The 17,777-nt window shown below is 71.8% G+C and carries 14 protein-coding genes; 11 read left to right on the top strand and 3 right to left on the bottom strand.

The window, feature by feature from the left end; genetic code table 11:
• From QI554_RS42165 to QI554_RS42195, 7 genes are all read left to right on the top strand, one after another.
• The coding region (locus QI554_RS42165) for a TOBE domain-containing protein (RefSeq protein ID WP_281478424.1) at nucleotides 1-508 on the top strand (508 nt) is incomplete at its 5' end.
• Entirely contained in the window at nucleotides 505-1,431 is a 927-nt protein-coding gene (locus QI554_RS42170; RefSeq protein ID WP_281478426.1) for an ABC transporter permease, read from the top strand. The genes QI554_RS42165 and QI554_RS42170, both read left to right, overlap by 4 nt.
• Nucleotides 1,431-2,228, top strand: a complete 798-nt coding sequence (locus QI554_RS42175; RefSeq protein ID WP_281478428.1) for an ABC transporter permease — start codon at nucleotides 1,431-1,433, stop codon at nucleotides 2,226-2,228. The genes QI554_RS42170 and QI554_RS42175 overlap by 1 nt, the downstream gene beginning before the upstream one ends.
• A 45-nt stretch (nucleotides 2,229-2,273) precedes the next feature.
• A complete protein-coding gene (locus QI554_RS42180; protein WP_281478430.1) occupies nucleotides 2,274-3,695 on the top strand; it encodes an NAD(P)/FAD-dependent oxidoreductase in 1,422 nt (473 codons plus the stop codon).
• A 200-nt stretch (nucleotides 3,696-3,895) separates the two neighbouring features.
• On the top strand, nucleotides 3,896-5,398 hold the full coding sequence (locus QI554_RS42185; RefSeq protein WP_281478432.1) for a CoA-acylating methylmalonate-semialdehyde dehydrogenase: 1,503 nt from the start codon (nucleotides 3,896-3,898) through the stop codon (nucleotides 5,396-5,398).
• Between the two features lie 244 nt (nucleotides 5,399-5,642).
• Nucleotides 5,643-6,182: a metallophosphoesterase family protein gene (locus tag QI554_RS42190; RefSeq protein ID WP_281478434.1), complete on the top strand. Its 540-nt coding sequence runs from the start codon at nucleotides 5,643-5,645 to the stop codon at nucleotides 6,180-6,182.
• 74 nt (nucleotides 6,183-6,256) lie between these two features.
• Nucleotides 6,257-7,054, top strand: coding sequence for a tyrosine-protein phosphatase (locus QI554_RS42195; RefSeq protein WP_281478437.1), 798 nt, complete (start codon nucleotides 6,257-6,259; stop codon nucleotides 7,052-7,054).
• 70 nt (nucleotides 7,055-7,124) lie between these two features.
• Here QI554_RS42195 and QI554_RS42200 read toward each other — a convergent pair whose 3' ends face one another.
• Entirely contained in the window at nucleotides 7,125-8,576 is a 1,452-nt protein-coding gene (locus tag QI554_RS42200) for an APC family permease (protein ID WP_281478439.1), read from the bottom strand.
• Nucleotides 8,577-8,908: 332 nt separating this feature from the next.
• Between QI554_RS42200 and QI554_RS42205 the strand changes: the two genes are divergently transcribed.
• A complete protein-coding gene (locus tag QI554_RS42205; RefSeq protein ID WP_281478442.1) occupies nucleotides 8,909-9,844 on the top strand; it encodes an NAD(P)H-dependent flavin oxidoreductase in 936 nt (311 codons plus the stop codon).
• Nucleotides 9,845-9,880: 36 nt separating this feature from the next.
• Here the strand turns inward: QI554_RS42205 and QI554_RS42210 are convergent, their stop codons facing one another.
• Nucleotides 9,881-10,501, bottom strand: coding sequence for a phosphatase PAP2 family protein (locus QI554_RS42210; protein WP_281478445.1), 621 nt, complete (start codon nucleotides 10,499-10,501; stop codon nucleotides 9,881-9,883).
• A gap of 557 nt (nucleotides 10,502-11,058) precedes the next feature.
• Between QI554_RS42210 and QI554_RS42215 the strand changes: the two genes are divergently transcribed.
• The gene (locus QI554_RS42215) at nucleotides 11,059-11,547 is read left to right on the top strand and encodes an STAS domain-containing protein (RefSeq protein WP_281478447.1); all 489 of its coding nucleotides are present in this window, start codon (nucleotides 11,059-11,061) and stop codon (nucleotides 11,545-11,547) included.
• A 133-nt stretch (nucleotides 11,548-11,680) separates the two neighbouring features.
• Here QI554_RS42215 and gabT read toward each other — a convergent pair whose 3' ends face one another.
• Nucleotides 11,681-13,042: a 4-aminobutyrate--2-oxoglutarate transaminase gene (gene gabT, locus QI554_RS42220; RefSeq protein WP_281478449.1), complete on the bottom strand. Its 1,362-nt coding sequence runs from the start codon at nucleotides 13,040-13,042 to the stop codon at nucleotides 11,681-11,683.
• A gap of 268 nt (nucleotides 13,043-13,310) precedes the next feature.
• On the opposite strand from gabT, the gene QI554_RS42225 reads away from it, so the two are divergent.
• Together QI554_RS42225 and QI554_RS42230 are read left to right on the top strand one after the other, a co-directional pair.
• The gene (locus QI554_RS42225; protein ID WP_281478451.1) at nucleotides 13,311-15,713 is read left to right on the top strand and encodes a type IV secretory system conjugative DNA transfer family protein; all 2,403 of its coding nucleotides are present in this window, start codon (nucleotides 13,311-13,313) and stop codon (nucleotides 15,711-15,713) included.
• A gap of 409 nt (nucleotides 15,714-16,122) precedes the next feature.
• Nucleotides 16,123-17,721: a PucR family transcriptional regulator gene (locus QI554_RS42230; protein ID WP_281478453.1), complete on the top strand. Its 1,599-nt coding sequence runs from the start codon at nucleotides 16,123-16,125 to the stop codon at nucleotides 17,719-17,721.
• Nucleotides 17,722-17,777: the final 56 nt, after the last annotated feature.

Below are 17,777 nucleotides of genomic sequence, written 5' to 3' on the forward strand. Positions count from 1 at the left end.
GACGATGGCCGACACGATCGCGGTGATGAACGGCGGTGTGATCGAGCAGCTCGGCTCGCCGGCGGAGCTGTACGAGTCCCCGCGGACCGCGTTCGTCGCCAACTTCCTCGGCCAGTCCAACCTGCTCGAGACCCGCATCACCGGCACGAGCGGCGGCTTCCTGCTGCTCGACGTGCACGGCACCCGCATGGCGCTCCCCGTCGAGCGCACCGCCGCCCAGGGCGACGCCGTGGTGATGGGCATACGCCCGGAGAAGATCTCCATCCAGCACGCCTCCGCCGCCGACTCCAACGGCGAGCGCAACCGCCTCGACGGCGGCGTGATCATCGACTCCAGTTTCATCGGCGTCTCGACGCAGTACGTCGTGCGCATGCCGTGGGCGCAGGAGATCACCGTCTTCGAGCAGAACATGGAGCGCGACGAGCGCCTCGTGCCCGGCGCGCCCGTCGTCCTGCACTGGAACCCGAGCCACGGCTTCGGCCTCGCCCCCCAGGCGGCTGCGGCATGAGCGCGCTGGCACACACGGGCGGAAGCTCGGGCGGGGGTGACGACCTCAAGGAGCCGCCGAAGCGCGGCCGGTGGGTCCCCTACGCCCTCCTCGCGCCCGGCATGATCTGGCTGGTCGTCTTCTTCCTCATCCCGATGCTGGTCCAGGGCGGCACCTCGCTCCAGACCGGCGGCCTGGAGAAGGGCTACGAGTTCTCCTGGCACTGGGCGACCTACGCGGACGCCTTCGAGCAGTACTACCCGCAGTTCCTGCGCTCGTTCGGCTACGCGGCCGCGGCGACGGTGCTGTGCCTGGTCATCGGCTACCCTCTCGCCTACGCCATCGCCTTCAAGGCCGGCAGGTGGCGCGGCGTGTGGCTGGTGCTGGTCATCGCGCCGTTCTTCACCAGCTTCCTGGTGCGCACGCTCGCCTGGAAGACGATCCTCGCCGACAACGGCGTCGTCGTGGACGTCCTCAACAAGCTGCACTTCACCGACGTGACCGCGCTGCTCGGGCTGACCGAGGGCGACCGCGTGCTGGCCACGCCGCTCGCGGTGATCTGCGGCCTCACGTACAACTTCCTGCCGTTCATGGTGCTGCCGCTGTACGCCTCCCTGGAGCGCATCGACGGCCGGCTGCACGAGGCGGCGGGCGACCTGTACGCCGACCCGCGCACGACGTTCCGCAAGGTGACGTTCCCGCTGTCGCTGCCCGGCGTCGTGTCCGGCACGCTGCTGACCTTCATCCCGGCGTCCGGCGACTACGTCAACGCCGCGTGGCTCGGCTCGCCGGACACCGGCATGGCCGGCAACGTCATCCAGACGCAGTTCCTGCGCGTCCTGGACTACCCGACGGCCGCCGCGCTCTCGTTCATCCTCATGCTCGCCATCGTCCTGATGGTGTCGGCGTACATCCGCAAGGCCGGGACGGAGGAGCTGGTCTGATGACGCGCTGGCTTCGCAACCACGTCATCACGCTGTTCGGCATCCTGGCGCTCGCCTACATGACGCTGCCGAACATCGTCGTCCTGGTGTTCTCGTTCAACAACCCGAACGGCAAGTTCAACTACACGTGGAACGAGTTCTCGCTCGACGCGTGGAAGGACCCGTTCGGCGTCGCCGGCATCAAGGACTCGCTGATCACCAGCCTGGAGATCGCGTTCCTGTCGACGCTCATCGCGACGGCGCTCGGCACCGCGATCGCGTTCGCGCTGGGCCGCTACCGCTTCCGCGGCCGCGGCTTCACGAACACGCTGCTGTTCCTGCCGATGTCGATGCCCGAGGTCGTCATGGGCGCCTCGCTCGGCACGCTGTTCCTCAACATGCGCATCAACTTCGGCTTCTGGACGATCCTGATCGCGCACGTCATGTTCTGCCTCAGCTTCGTCGTGGTCGCGGTCAAGGCCCGCGTCCTCGGCATGGACCCGAAGCTCGAGGAGGCCGCGCAGGACCTCTACGCGTCCCCGACGCAGACGTTCCTGCGGGTCACCCTGCCGATCGCCGCCCCCGGCATCGGTGCCGGCGCGCTGCTCGCGTTCTCGCTCTCCTTCGACGACTTCGTCATCACGAACTTCAACTCGGGCGACACCGTCACCTTCCCGATGTTCGTGTGGGGCGCGGCCCAGCGGGGTACCCCGCCGCAGATCAACGTGATCGGCTCGGCGATGTTCTTCATCGCCGTGGCGGTCGTCATCGTCGGCCAGGTGCGGACGAACCGGAAGGCGAAGCGTCCCGCTTCCTGACCGGAGCAAGAAAACCCGACGTCACCGAAGAGTGGTGGAAACCCGATGGATCCCGCGATTTCGATGGATCCCGCCAAGTCCGTCGCGTCCCTCGCGGACGCCGCCCCCGTGCCGTTCTGGCTCGACGACCCCGCCCGCCCGGCCGCGAACCCGCGGCTGGTCGGCGACGAGCACTGCGATCTCGCGGTGGTCGGCGGCGGCTACTCGGGCCTGTGGACCGCCCTGATCGCCAAGGAGCGCAACCCCTCGCGCGACGTGGTGCTCATCGAGGGCAACGAGATCGGCTGGGCGGCTTCCGGCCGCAACGGCGGCTTCTGCGCCGCGAGCCTCACGCACGGGTTCTGGAACGGGCTCGACCGCTGGCCGGACGACATCCGGACGCTCGAGAAGCTCGGCGAGCACAACCTCGACGAGATCGAGGCCGCGGTCAAGCGCTACGGCATCGACTGCGCCTACGAGCGCACCGGCGAGCTGGCCGTCGCGACCGCCCCGTACCAGGCCGACGAGCTGCGCGAGGGCGTGCAGATCATGCGGGACCACGGCGTCGAGGCCACCTTCCTCGACCGCGACGAGGTCCAGGCCGAGGTCCACTCGCCGACGTACCACGCGGGCCTGCTGGACAAGAACGGCTGCGCGATGGTCAACCCGGCCAAGCTCGCGTGGGGCCTCAAGGCCGCCTGCGAGAGCCTGGGCGTGCGCATCTACGAGTACACCCCGGCCACCGAGCTGAACGCGCACGGCTCGGGCATGGCGCTCACGACCCCGTACGGCACGCTGTACGCGGGCCGCGTGGCGCTGGGCACCAACGTGTTCCCGAACCTGGTCAAGCGGGTCCGCCCGTTCGTCGTCCCGGTCTACGACTACGCGATGATGACCGAGCCGCTGAGCGAGGAGCAGCTGGCCTCGATCGGCTGGAAGAACCGCCAGGGCATCGGCGACAGCGCCAACCACTTCCACTACTACCGGCTGTCCGAGGACAACCGGATCCTGTGGGGCGGCTACGACGCGGTCTACGACTACAACCAGAAGGTGTCGTCGGAGCACGACCAGCGGCCGGCCACCTTCCGCAAGCTCGCGGGGCACTTCTTCGACACGTTCCCCCAGCTGGAGGGCCTGCGCTTCACCCACACGTGGGGCGGCGCGATCGACACCTGCAGCCGCTTCTCGGCGTTCTTCGGGACGGCGTACAAGGGCAAGGTCGCGTACGCGATGGGCTACACCGGGCTGGGCGTGGGCGCGACCCGCTTCGGCGCCGAGGTGATGCTCGACCACCTGGACGGCAAGGCGACCGAGCGCACCGAGCTGAAGATGGTGCGCAGCAAGCCGATCCCGTTCCCGCCGGAGCCGATCCGCTGGGTCGGCATCGAGCTGACGCAGCGCGCGCTCACCCGTGCGGACGCCAACAACGGGAAGCGCAACCTGTGGCTGAAGGCGCTGGACAAGGCCGGAATGGGCTTCGACAGCTGACCTCGGGTACGAATCCGGCGCAACCGCCCGACGGGCTGTAAGGCGAACAGCCGAACGGCCGACAGGGTGCAGGTTGAGCGAGGCGTCGGCGGCGATGAGACTGGCGTACGTAGGGGTGTGACCCTCAGGAACACATCCCCCGTACGCGTTCTTCGCCGCCGACGCCTTTTCCGTTCGGCGCCGTCACCGGAGGCCCTCACTTGAGCAAGCACATCACCCACTGGATCGGCGGAGCCGCCTGGACCGGCACGTCCGAGCGCCGCGGCGACATCTACAACCCCGCCACCGGCAAGGTGAGCGGCACCGTCGACTTCGCCTCGGTCGCCGAGGTGGACCAGGCCGTCGCCGCCGCGTCGGCCGCGTTCGCGACGTGGCGCAACGCGTCGCTCGCCAGGCGCTCGCAGGTGCTGTTCAACTTCCGTGAGCTGCTCAACGCGAAGAAGGACGAGCTGGCGGCGATCATCGTCGAGGAGCACGGCAAGGTGCACTCCGACGCGCTCGGCGAGATCGCCCGCGGCCAGGAGGTCGTGGAGTTCGCGTGCGGCGTGCCGCAGCTGCAGAAGGGCGGCTTCTCGGAGCAGGCCTCGACCGGCATCGACGTCTATTCGATCCGCCAGCCGCTCGGCCCGGTCGCGATCATCTCGCCGTTCAACTTCCCGGCGATGGTCCCGATGTGGTTCTTCCCGATCGCCATCGCGACCGGCAACACCGTCGTCCTCAAGCCGTCCGAGAAGGACCCGTCGGCCGCGAACTTCCTGGCCGAGCTGTGGAAGCAGGCGGGCCTGCCCGAGGGCGTCTTCAACGTCGTGCACGGCGACAAGGTGTCCGTGGACCGCCTCCTCGAGCACCCCGACATCAAGTCGGTGTCGTTCGTCGGCTCCACCCCGATCGCCAAGTACGTGTACGAGAACGGCACCGGCTACGGCAAGCGCGTGCAGGCCCTCGGCGGCGCCAAGAACCACATGCTGGTGCTCCCGGACGCCGACCTGGACCTGGTCGCGGACGCCGCGGTCAACGCCGGCTTCGGCGCGGCGGGCGAGCGCTGCATGGCGATCTCCGCGCTGGTGGCCGTCGAGCCGATCGCCGACGAGCTGATCGTCAAGATCAAGGAGCGCGTCGCGGGCCTGCGCGTCGGCGCCGGCTGCGTGCCGACCTCCGAGATGGGCCCGCTGGTCACCCGTCAGCACGCCGACAAGGTCATCTCGTACGTCGAGGCCGGTGTGAAGGAGGGCGCCGACCTGGTGGTCGACGGCCGCGAGCACCCGATCGACGGCGACGACACCGCCGACGGCTTCTGGCTCGGCCCGACGCTGTTCGACAAGGTCACCCCGGAGATGTCCATCTACACGGACGAGATCTTCGGCCCGGTGCTGTCGGTCGTGCGCGTCGACTCGTACGACGAGGGCCTCGCGCTGATCAACGCGAACCCGTACGGCAACGGCACCGCGATCTTCACCAACGACGGCGGCGCGGCCCGCAAGTTCCAGAACGAGGTCGAGGTCGGCATGGTCGGCATCAACGTGCCGATCCCGGTGCCGGTGGCCTACTACTCGTTCGGCGGCTGGAAGAACTCGCTGTTCGGCGACACCCACGCGTACGGCCTCGAGGGCGTGCACTTCTTCACCCGCGGGAAGGTTGTCACGCAGCGCTGGCTCGACCCGAGCCACGGCGGCATCAACCTGGGCTTCCCGACCAACAGCTGAGCCTCGCAAGGCCGGCAGCCCCGTATAACGGCCCGCAGCTGATCCACCTCCTGCGGTCGACCGGAGCCCCCGATCCGACGCCTCACGGCGCCGGGCCGGGGGCTCCGGCGTTCCCTGAGCGCCCCGACCACAGCTCCATACGTATGCGTATGTAACGCATTGGCTATCACCAATGGGAATACGTCCGATGATTTCGCGGGCGGACCATTCCGCATGCGCCGCTTCGATGGCAGCATGCGGGCGCATGAGCAAGGTCATCCGAGCCGGAGACCCCGCCGCGATCCGCGTCGTCCAGGTCTCCGACCTCCACTTTCCCGACGCGCCCGGCAGCCGGGGCCTTGTCGCGCACGACCCGGACCGCGGGCTCGCCGCAGTCCTGGACGACGCCGCCGACACGCTCGCCGACGCCGCGCTCGTGGTGGCCACCGGAGACCTCGCCGACCTCGGCGAACCCGGCGCGTACGAACGCCTCGGCGACCTGACCGGCACCTTCGAGGGCCGCCCCGTGTACGTGTGCCCGTCGACGACGTACAGCGTCGACTACGTCGGCCGGGTCTTCGACGGGCCCGGCTACCGCGTCTACACGCTGCACCCCGACGGCCGCGTCGAGTCCGAGGCGTGTACCGCACCGGGTGAGATCACCGACGCGATGCGCGCCAAATCCGCCCCCAGGTTCCTCACCGACCTCATGATGGGGCGCGTCACGATCGACGAGCTGCGCGCGATGACCGACGCCGAGTTCGAGGAACGCTTCGGCGCACCGCGCCCGACCCGCGGCGCCTGAACCCACGCGTCACCGTGAACGACACGGGTCCCGCGATCCAGGCGCGACCCGAGGCAAGTGCGAGAGGAGCACGTGTGGGCCAGCACCACGCGGACCCCGAGGGCGGCACCGTCGTCCTCGAAGGCGTCCGGAACTTCCGGGACATCGGCGGCCTGCCGACCATCGACGGCGGCCGGATCAGACCCGGGCGCTACTTCCGCAGCGGCCACCTCGCCAAGCCGACCGACGCGGACCGCGCCGCGCTCGCCGCGCTCGGCATCCGGCTCGTCGTCGACCTGCGCAGCCCGGCCGACATCGAACTCGACGGCGAGGACGCGCTGCCCGGCGGCGCCCGGTGGCTCAACCTGCCGATGACCGACCCCGCGCGGCACGCCGACTTCTGGGCCGACATCAGGTCGGGTGACATGACGGTGCTGCGGGAGCGCCTCGGCGACGGCAAGGCCGAGGCCGCGATCGCCCGCGACTACCGCGACCAGGTCGTCACGCGCCGCGCCAACCACACCGCGCTGCTCAACGCGCTCGTGGACGACGGGCTGCCCGCCGTCGTGCACTGCTCGGCCGGCAAGGACCGGGCCGGTATCGCGGCGGCGCTCGTCCAGCGCATCGCGGGCGTGCCCGACGACGCCATCATGGCGAACTACCTGGAGAGCAACGACCCCGGGCGGCGGTACTCGCCCAACACCGACAAGCTCGCCGACCGGCCCGAGCTCGCCGCGCTGTTCGCGCCGTTCCTCGAGGTCCGCGCGGAGTACCTGGCCGGCGCGCTGGAGACGATGGACACGCACTGGGGCGGCTTCGCGGCCTACCTGGAGGAAGGGCTCGGGTTCGGGCCCGACCGGCAGAAGCGGCTGCGGGAGCTGCTCGTCGACTGACGCGCTTGCGGACACGGGGAAGGCCCCGACGGCGGTGCCGTCGGGGCCTTCCTTTTTTGCGCTCGGTGCCTCAGTCCTGCTGCGAGCCCTCGTCGGCGAGGGTGATCACCCAGCGGGTGTTCTTGCGGGGGAAGAGGTAGGCCGCCCAGTACACGGCCGCCACGGCGATGATGCCGAGCGTCCAGTACACGGCCTTCGGCTCGTCCTTGAACAGCTCGATCATGATGTAGACCAGGCCGCCGATCAGCACCACCGGCACGGCCGGCCACAGCGGCATGCGCCACGCGGGCGTGTGCTTGTGCTGCCCGCGGCGGGCCGCCAGCGAACCGGCCGCCACCAGCAGGTACAGCAGCGTCACGGCGACGCCGGTGACCGAGTTGAGCAGCGTCAGGTCGACGAAGCACAGCGCGGCGCCCGGGATGCTGACGGCCAGCGTGGACACCCACGGCGAGCCGAAGCGGTTGACGGTGCCGAACGCGCGGTTGATCGGCTCCGGCCACGCGCGGTCGCGGGCCGACGCGTACAGCACGCGCGAGTTCTGGATGACCATGACGATCGCCGCGTTGATGATCGCCAGGGCGATGCACAGGCTGATGAACGTCGCGACGCCGTGGTTGCTCCAGCCCTCGATGAGGGTCGGCAGGTCGCCGTCGGTCAGCGCCTGCATGTCGCCGCCCGCGAGGGTGATGGCGATCGTCGGGATGATGAGGATCGCGCCGCCGATGGCGAGCGTCCACAGCACCGTGCGCGAGACCGTGCGGCGCGGCTGGTCCATCTCCTCCGCCAGGTACACGGCGGTCGAGAAGCCCTGCAGGGCGAACAGCGCGGCGGCCAGGCCGGACACCAGCACCGCGGTCGACACCGGGCTCATGCCCGACTCCGTCAGCGTCTTCGCGTGGATCAGCTCGGACGCGCCGTGGTCGGTGTGCCCGAAGCCGAGGAAGGCGACGACGGCGGCCGCGATGACCTCGAGGCCCAGGAAGATGCCGGTGACCCAGGCGTTGGCGCGCAGGTCGAGCAGACCCATGATCATCGCGCCGATCATGACGAGCGCGCCGGCCCACTTGATGCCGGTGTCGTCCAGTTGGACGATCGAGCCGATGTAGTCGCCGGTGCCCATCGCGATGATCGGCGGGACCACCATGACGACGATGCCCGCGACGATGAAGGCGATCCAGGCCGCGAACCGGCCCATGAGCGTCCCCACCATGGCGTACTCGCCGCCGGCGCTGGGGACCATCGTGCCGAGCTCGGAGTAGCAGAACGCGACGCCCACACACAGCAGCGCGGCGATGACCAGAACCATCGGGGTGCCCGTGCCGTAGTCGGCGAACATGCCGGGCACGATCACGAACAACGACGACGCGGGGGTGAGGCACGACAGCGTGAGCAGCGTGCCGCCGACGACGCCGATCGACCGCTTGAGCGGCTTCGGGGCGCCTTCGTGGAGCGGGGTGGTGCCGGTAGCCGCGGAGCTCGGGGGCGATCCCGCGTCGACCGTGGGGAGTGTTGCTTCAGCCATGGGCGCATTCCTGATCGGACAGGGGGTGCGAGTATCGCCTCCGGGGACGGGCGCAGGACGGGCCGTAGTGCGGCGTTGGACGTACGGCGGCGTCTGCAAGTTCTGCGCTATGAAATATGCCGTTCGTTGAAGCGTCAAGATGCCGTCAACGACGGAATCCGAAGGCAAAAGGCCGATCTGACGCCAGAATCCCATGGTCGCGGGAATTTCCCGCAACTCGATCCGTACATAACGATCGGCAAAAGGTCCCGTACGTCGGGACTGCCGTGATGGCTGTGACAAAAGGGCTCAGGCCCTTCAGGCCGGCGCCCCCTCGCGGTACGTTCCGCGCCATGGTCAACCGCGTCCTCGCCCACACCGGCGCCCGCTATCCGATCATCCAAGCGCCGATGGGCTGGATCGCCCGCTCGGACCTCGCCGCCGCGGTCTCGCGCGCCGGCGGCCTCGGCATGATCGAGACGTCCTCCGGCGAGGTCGACGCCTGCCGCGCCGAGATCGACGCCATGGTCGCCGCGGGCCTGCCGTTCGGCGTCAACCTGCCGCTGATGTTCCTGCGCGACGAGTCACTGGTGCGGTACGTCGCCGACGCCGGCGTGCGCTTCGTGACCACCTCCGCGGGCAGCCCCGCGCGCTACCTCCCGCTCCTCAAGGAGCACGGCCTCACCGTCTACCACGTCGTGCCGTCGGTGCGGGCCGCGCGCAAGGCCGTCGAGGCCGGCGTCGACGGCCTGGTCGTCGAGGGCGCGGAGGGCGGCGGCTTCAAGAACCCCGACGAGGTCTCGCTGCTCGTCCTCCTCCAGGCGGTGCGCGCGCTGACCGACCTGCCGCTCGTCGCGGCCGGCGGCATCGTCGACGGACGCGGGATGGCGGCGGCGTTCGCGCTCGGCGCCGAGGCCGTCCAGATGGGCACCCGCTTCCTGTCCAGCGCGGAGAGCCCCGTGCACGGCAACTTCAAGCAGGCCGTCGTCGACGCCGACGAGACCGGCACCGTCGTCGTCAACCGCTCCGGCAACGCCACGATGCGGGTCCTCAAGACCGACTTCTCGACCGGGCTGGCCGCGACCGGCGGACCCGCGGCGAGCTCGCTGGCCGCGATCAAGCGGCTGTACTTCGACGGCGAGATGGACGCGTCGCTCGCCTCGGCCGGTCAGTCCGCCGGGCTCGTCGACGCGGTGCGCCCCGCGGCCGACATCATCCGCGACACCATGGCCGGGTTCCGGCGGGCACTGGCGGACGCGCAGGCGCGCGCGGGGCTGCTCGAGGACTGAACGCGGGGACTGGTCGCCGGGCCCGGTCCCCGGGCCTCACGGCTCGGGCCGGGCCGGCGGGACGAGCAGTCGCGCCGCACTCCACAGCACGATCCCGACCAGCGACCACGCCCCCAGCACGTCGCCCAGCCAGTGGTAGTCGCACCACATCAGCGCGAACCCGACCAGCACGCACAGCGACACCGCCACGCCGTAGGCGCGCCGTCGCCCGCGCGGGCCCAGGACCGCGCCCAGTAGCAGTGCCGCCGTGCCGAAGCAGACCGCTGACGTCGCCGTGTGCCCCGACGGGAAGAAGCCCCACTCGCCCGGCAGCACCTCGGCCTCGCCCGGCCCCGGGCGGCCGATGACCACCTTGCCGCCGGACACCAGCAGGAAGACCAGCGCGGCGGCGCCAACCGTCACGGCGCCCGCGCGCAGACGTGCGCGGCTGTCCGGCGTCCGCCGGTACGCGAACACATAGGCGGCCACCAGCACCGCCCCGGCCGGCAGCGGGCCGCCCAGGTCGGCGAACGCGTGCATGACGCCGTCCAGCCAGGACAGGCCCGACGTCGCGGAGAGGTCCCGCATGCCGTCGCGGACCGCCTCGTCCAGCGGGATCAGCGGACCGGCGTCCAGCACGACCTGGACCGTCAGCGCGGTCAGAACGGCCAGCAGCACAAGAGGGAGGAGGAGGGTCCGTAGCCACCGGCCCCACGCGGACCACCGCCCCGGGACGGGGGGCGTTGTCCCGGGGCGGCCGCCGACTTGCTCAAGGCCGGCGGAGGAGGCGCCGGGGCCCGGACGGGAGGGCGTGCCGGGTCCGGCATCTGGGGTCCTTGCGTGCATCTCACTCGAAGATACGTGGACCGCCCCCCGCGGAGTTCCCCGATGACGCCGTCGACACAAAGCCTGCACACCTTCTCCACCCGGATGCGGTATCGCCTCGCGCCCGCGCGGAACCGCGGGGTCCCGCAGGTCCGCGCGGCGATCAACCAACCGAGTCACCGTTCGGGAGCCGCCGGGCTCTGGATTGTCGGCCTTGCGCGATGTACGGTGTCAGCCCCGGATGTGAGCGGCGTCACAGAACGGGCGATCCGACCCTCCGCACGACGGCGGGAGCGGGCCGACGCGGGGACAAGGCCGGATGTTGAACCGTCCGGAGATGTGTGACGTGACGTCAGCGAACGGTCGTCCGACCCCGCCCGCCGTCGGTCCGCAAAGGTAGGGTTCCCAAGGTGGTTGAAGAGTCCGGATACCCGACACCACATCGGCTGCCGTCCGTTACGGCACCCGCGTCACCGGCGCGCCTCGCCCGCCGGTTCGGCACCGCGATCGCCGATGCGCGCGTGCAGCCGCGCGACCACCGCTCGGGCACCGGCATCGGCGTCGTCATCACCAGCGACCGCCAGCTGCGTGTCGTCCGCACCGCCCGGCCGCGTGGCCTCCGCCTCGAAGGCGAGGTCGACCTCGCCAACGTCGAGATCGTGCGGCACTCGCTGCGCGCGGTCGCCCGCGACGGCGCCGACATCATCGTCGACGTCAGCCGGCTCGCCTTCATCGACGTCGCCGGACTGCGCGTCGTCGTCGAGGGCGCCAACGAGGTCGCCCGGCGCGGCGGCCGCCTCGTCCTCGTCGGCGCGTCCCGTCAGCTCGTCCGCATCCTGCGGCTGTGCGGCTGGGACGCCGCGACCGGACTGCACATCGGGCGGCCGGGCCCGCACTGAAGCTCGGTCGACCGACAGAGCCGACAAGAAGCCCGCACACGCGACGCGGCCGCGACTCCCCAAGGACGGGAGCCGCGGCCGCGGCTTGTGCGGGCTTCTGAGCGCGGGGCGCTCGACGCCCGGCGGGCGCCGGTCAGGCGCCGGCGACCTGGCCGATCGCCTTCTCCAGGATGTCCAGGCCTTCGACGAGGAGGTGCTCCGGGATCACCAGCGGCGGCAGGAAGCGCAGCACGTTGCCGTAGGTGCCGGCGGTCAGCACCAGCAGGCCCTCGGCGTGGCACGCCTTCGCGATCGCCGCGGCGACCTCCGGCGCGGCCTCCTTCGTGCCCGGCTTCACCAGCTCGATCGCGATCATCGCGCCACGGCCGCGGACCTCGCCGATCACCGCGTGCTTCTCCGCGAGCGAGCCCAGGCGGGCCTTCATGACCTCGCCGATCCGCTGCGCGGCGGCGTTCAGGTCGTGCGCGCGCATCGTCTCGATCGCGCCCAGCGCCGCGGCACACGCGACCGGGTTGCCGCCGTACGTGCCGCCCAGGCCGCCCGCGTGCGCGGCGTCCATGATCTCGGCGCGGCCGGTCACCGCGGCGAGCGGAAGACCGCCCGCGATGCCCTTGGCGGTCGTGATCAGGTCCGGGACGATGCCCTCGTCCTCGCACGCGAACCACTGGCCGGTCCGGCAGAAGCCGGTCTGGATCTCGTCCGCCACGAACACGATGCCGTTCTCACGGCAGAACTCCACGATGCGCGGCAGGAAGCCCTTCGCCGGCTCGATGAAGCCGCCCTCGCCCAGGATCGGCTCGATGACGACCGCGGCGACGTTGTGCGCGCCGATCTGCTTCGTGATCGCGTCGATCGCGGCCGCGGCGGCCTCCTCGGCGCAGTTCTCCGCACCCGACAGCCAGCGGAACGGGTACGCGACCGGCACCCGGTAGACCTCGGGCGCGAACGGGCCGAACGACTCCTTGTACGGCATGTTCTTCGCCGTCAGGGCCATCGTCAGGTTCGTGCGGCCGTGGTAGCCGTGGTCGAACACGACGACCGCGGAGCGCTTGGTGTAAGCGCGGGCGATCTTGACGGCGTTCTCGACCGCCTCGGCACCCGAGTTGAACAGCGCGGTGCGCTTCTCGTGGTCGCCCGGGGTCAGCTCGTTCAGCTGCTCGGCGACCGCGACGTACGAGTCGTACGGCGTCACCATGAAGCAGGTGTGCGTGAACCGCTGCAGCTGCTCGGTCGCGCGACGCACCACGGCCTCGGCGCTGTTGCCGACGCTGGTGACCGCGATGCCGGAGCCGAAGTCGATCAGCGAGTTGCCGTCGACGTCCTCGACGACACCGCCGCCCGAACGGGTGATGAAGATCGGCAGCGTCGTGCTGACGCCGCGCGCCACGGCCTTGTTGCGGCGCTCCATCAGCTCGACGGACTTGGGGCCGGGGATGGCGGTGACAAGCCGGCGCTCCTGCGGAAGCGACGGCCCGCCGGGCTGCGAAGCGCCCATCGAGGTCTCCTAGGTTTTCGAGGCGGGTGTGTTCCGCAGGCTAGGTTCACCCGGCCGACACACGCATGCGCCACACCGGTGAAGTCACTCGCCCGTACATGTCCGGATCGGACAAGAGCCCCCGCACCCGGGCCCCGCCCCACCCGGTCGGGCGAACTCCCCGCGGATCCGTGTCGGGATACGGAATGATCATCACGCGGCAGCAGGGGTCCACTACATTGAGTGCGTTTCCTGTTCCGGGAATCGACGCGGCGGTGACGGGATGGACGTGGAACGCAGGCGCGGCGCCAACGAACACAACTCGGCCGCAGCGGCGACCGAACCGGCCGGGCAGTGGTGGCACGACCCCGCACTGGAGGAACCGGCCTTCGGAACCCCGGCGCAACCGGGCGGCGTCCCCCACCCGACCAAGCCTGGCGGCTCCGCCACGGCCCCCGGCGGCACCCGCGGATTCGACGTACGGGCCTGGGTGTTCGCGCCCCGGTACGGGGGCGCGCCGGGGGTGTTCGCGTACGGGCGGGACGAGGCGGCGCTGAAGCTGAAGGCGTTGGACGAGCGGGCGCGCCGCCGACCGGAGGGGGCTCTGGTACGGCGGGCGGTGCTGTGGCTCGTGCTGTCGCTGGTCGCCTTCCGCTGGTTCGTCATCCTGTACTCGTGGCTGGTCATCAACGCCGTGCCGGAGTGGATGTGGCCGCTCTTCGCCTCCGGGTTCTGGTTCGCGTACGTCGGATTCTTCGGTTACTGCGGCCGTTGGCACCAGCTCGTGTTTCCGTACGTCGCCCCGTTGTTCCAACGCCTCGACCAGCGCGCCGAGCACAACGGCCGAGCGCGGCCCGAACAATGGCGGCGTGCCGGTGTCGCACTCGCCACCGGGGTCGTGCTGTGGGTCATGCTGCAGCGGCCGTTCGTCTGGCTGCTGCTGCAACTCATGCCCGACGAGCGGCACTTGCTGCACCAGCTGCAGTGGCTCATCCGCATCGTCTACAACGTCGCGTTCCTGGCCGCGGCCGCCTACTGGGGCCAGTGGGCCGCCGTCGTGCGGCCGTACCTGAACGCGCCCGCCCGCGCCGAGACCGACGACCCCGAGCACGAGGCCGAGCCGGTCGACGAGGACCTGTGGCCCGAACTGCGCGGCGCCGGGCTCGACCCGGCGGCCGAGCGGCTCGACGAGGAGGCCGCGCTCGGCCGCCTCGGCGACGTCGACTACCTGCGGCTGCGGCGCGTCCTGGAGGCGGTCGACGGCGAGCACGACTACCTCGCCGAGGTGGCCCGCGAAGTGTCCGAACGCGGCGCGGGGGCGTGCGTGCACGGTTCCGGCGCGCGCGACGTGCGGCCCCGTGGGTCCGTCCACGACCTCATGACCGGGCAGGTCAAGGTCGGCCGTGCCGCCGACAGCGAGCGCAACACGGCGCCGCTGCGGGCGGTCGGGTTCGCGCTCGACCCCGACGTGCTGGCCACGTCGATGGTGGTCGTCGGGCCGTCGGCGGGGGAGACCGAGGCGCTGCTGCGGCCGGTCGTCGAGTCGCTCAGCCTGTCCGCGCTGGCCGGCGCCGCGTCGGTGGTGGTGCTCGACGCCAAGGGCGGGGCGTACGCCAGGAGCGGCGCGTACGACATCGAGATCGTGCTCGGCGACCCGGCGTCGCCGTGGGGCCTCGACCCGTACGGTGCCGCCAACGGCGCCGAGGAGGCCGCCGACCGGCTCGCGACCGCCGCGCTCGGCGACAGCGACGACGAGGCCCGCCTGCGCGACGCCGCCCGCGACGCGCTCCAGCAGGCCATCGCGGCGCACATCGCGGCGTTCGGCCACTACCCGTCCTTCGCCGTGCTGCTCGACCTGCTCGACGGCCACGCGGAGGCCCTCGACCGGCTGCGGGCGGCGCTCGCCGAGGCGGGCCGCGAGGGCGAGTTCGAGCGCGGCCTGCGGACGCTCGCGCGGGCTGACGACGCGGCCCGGCTGCTGGTCCAACGCCTGTCGATCCTCGAACGACCCGGTGTCGCGTCGCTGTTCGACCCGGAACGGGACCGGTTCGCGATGCGGCACATCGACCGGCCGGTCCGGGTCCGGGTCGCGCTCAACGAGGCGGCGTACCCCGACGCGGCGCGGATCGTCGGACGCCTGCTGATCGGCCAGTTCGTGCAGACCGTGGCGGGCCGCGACGCGGCGGACGCCGCCGACGGCGTCTTCGCGTGCCTGGTCGCCGACGGGGCCGGCACCTACCTCGACGAGTACGCCGCGCAGGGCATGGCGTGGTCGCGGTCCCGCAACGCCGGGCTGCTGCTCGCCGTGCGGTCGATGGACGACTTCGCGCCGAGGCTCCGCGCGGCGGTCTTCGGCACGGTCGGCTGCAAGGCGGTCGTCCCGGGAGCGGGCCCGCGCGACGCGGAGGCCTTCGCCGAGCACTGGGGCAAGACCACCGTCGAGGAACGCGAGGTCACCCGCGGCGCACCGGACGGCGGCATGGTCCGCAAGGCCCGCTTCGCCGTGATGGGCGCCCTCTTCGGCGAGAAGGCCGCGGGCGGCTCGGAAAGCGTGACGGTCCGCAGCGTCGAGCGCTACCGCTGGTCCCCGTCGGAGATCACCCAGGACCTGAAGTCCCGCACCGCCCTGTGCAGCCTGACCAACCGCGCGGGCGAACGAACCGGCCCGGTCCTGGTGGAACTCGACAGCTGAGGGCGGACGACGCGAAAGCGCAGGACGCGGCGGCGAGTTCCACGCGGCGAAGCGTGGCGCGGGGTGACGGGAGCCGCGCGGCCGACGCACTGCTGCGCCGCGCGGGTGCCAGGCCCGCACGTGCCACCGTGTGAACGCGCTCTCGGTCGGAGCCCGCGAGGGGGCCGTTCGCAGGCTGAGGGGTCGCGCCGGCGCAGTTGTGCCGTGCGGCCGTGCCTGCGCGGACTGCGTCGCGCTCGTGAGGTGCTCGTCGAACGCCCCACCCGGCCCGTCGGAACGGCCTCAGACCGGCCAGGCACGGCGCGCGGTTGTCCCGCCCGTCAGCCCTTTCTGCTCCAGCGAGGCAGAATAGGGAGACCACCACGCTCCACTTCGGCCACCTCGGGGGTCGAACCGTCGGAAGGCGGATATGCCTGCCACGCTTGACCAGCTTGTCCGGGCTCCGGCTCTGGATCTGGTGGTGCTTGCCGGGGAGGCGCACCTCGGGCGGGCCATCCGGTGGGTGCATACCAGTGAACTGGCTGATCCGACGCCGTACTTGGAGGGTGGGGAGCTCGTTCTCACGACCGGGATGAAGCTCGGGCGGTCGGCGGTGGAGCGGCGGGCTTATGTGGAGCGGTTGGCGGATGCGGGGGTCGTCGGGCTCGGGATCGGGGTCGGGCTGACGCACGCGAAGGTGCCCGCGGCGGTGGTGGAGGCCGCCGAGGAGCGGGGGCTGCCGGTGTTCGCGGTGCCGCGGCCGACGCCGTTCATCGCGATCAGCAAGATGGTGTCGTCGGCGCTGGCCGCCGACCAGTACGAGTCGGTGACGACGGGCTTCGCCGCGCAGCAGGAGCTCACGCGGGCCGTGCTGGGCCGTGAGGGCACGGCGGCGCTGATCCGGCGGTTGGCGGTGCGGCTGGACGGGTGGGCGGCGCTGTACGACCAGTCCGGGACACCCGTGCACGTCAGTCCGGCCGCGGCGCGGCCCCGGGCGGCGGCGTTGGCCGACGACGTGACGCGGTTGCGCGGGTTGTCGGCGCCCGCGTCGGCGTCGTTGCAGGGGCCGGGCCCGCAGGGGGAGCGGGTGGTGTTGCAGTCGTTGGGCGCGGACCGGCGGATCCGGGGGTTCCTGGCGGTGGGGACGGCACGGCCTGCGGCGCCGGCGGACCGGCAGATCCTGGGTTCGGCGACGTCGCTGCTGACGTTGGCCCTGGAGCAGTCGCGCGCGCTGGGCGCCGCGGAGGCGCGGATGCGGACGGCGCTGCTGCGTCTCTGGCTGGGTGCCGGCGCGGAGCCGGGGCGGGTGGCGGCGGAGCCTGGTGCCGCGTCGGCTCCGGTGGACGGTCTGGTGCGGTCGGTCGCGCAGGACCTGGGCTCGCCGTTGCCGGCGTATCCGGTGCTGGTGGCGGTCGCGCACGGGCCGGAGGTGGCGCGGACGGCGTTCGCGGAGCGGTTGGGCCAGGGCACGGGGGTGTTCGCGGCGGAGTTGGACGACGCGATGGTCGTGGTGGCGCCAGCGCGGCTGCTGCCGGACGGCGACACGGGCGCGTTCGACCGGGCCACGGCGGACCTGCCGGGCCTGGCGGTGGGCGTGTCGGGGGAGTCGGCGGGGGCGGGCGCGGAGGCGTTCCGTCAGGCGCGGCAGGCGTTCGGCGTCGGGGCACGCGCGGGGCGGGCCGTCACGGTGTACGGGCACGCGGGCGCGTCGTTGCTGCCGATGCTGGGCGACAGCGCGGTGCGGGCGTGGGCGGACGAGCTGCTGGCACCGCTGTACGCGCACGACGCGGGCGGCCGGGGCGACCTGGTCGCGTCCGTGCGGGCGTGGCTGGCGCGGCACGGCCAGTGGGACGCGGCCGCGGGCGACCTGGGCGTGCACCGGCATACGCTGCGGTACCGGATCCGCCGCGCGGAGGAGATCCTGGGCCGGCGCCTGGACGATCCCGACGCGCGGGCGGAGCTGTGGCTGGCCCTACGGGTCGCCGAACCCGAGTCGGCCGCGGCGGCGGGCCCGGACCCGGCGCAGTAGCGCGGGCGAGGCCGGGTGCGGCACCGCGTTCGCCGCGGTGCGCCCGCCGGCCGTAC

Origin of the sequence: Yinghuangia seranimata, from assembly GCF_029953285.1 — a bacterium.
Lineage (GTDB): Bacteria > Actinomycetota > Actinomycetes > Streptomycetales > Streptomycetaceae > Yinghuangia > Yinghuangia seranimata.